A 273-nucleotide genomic window follows, 5' to 3' on the forward strand; every position below is an offset into this window, starting at 1 on the left:
GGCATCGGGACGTCGCACCAGCCAGTCGCCCCGGACCCGCGCCTTCTGCGCGTAGCCGCCGTGGTGGGTCTGGCTCAGCGCCCAGCCGTTGAGGACGACGGGATCGCCGGGTGCGAAACGTGCGTGTGTCGAGGCCGTGACCGTGCCGGCCAGATCGATGCCGGCAATCAGCGGAAACACCTGCGCGATCGGCGCGGCGCCGGTGATCGCCAGTGCGTCCTTGTAGTTCAGCGTCGAGTAGTCGACATCGATGTCGACGTCGCCGTCCATCAG

Annotated in this window: 1 protein-coding gene; it reads right to left on the reverse strand. The window is 68.5% G+C overall.

The features are described 5' to 3' along the window. The coding region (locus tag SB719_RS20080; protein WP_412159727.1) for an alcohol dehydrogenase catalytic domain-containing protein at positions 1-273 on the reverse strand (273 nt) is incomplete at both ends.

Origin of the sequence: Pantoea sp. SIMBA_079, from assembly GCF_046940275.1 — a bacterium.
GTDB classification, from domain to species: Bacteria; Pseudomonadota; Gammaproteobacteria; order Enterobacterales; family Enterobacteriaceae; genus Pantoea; species Pantoea borealis.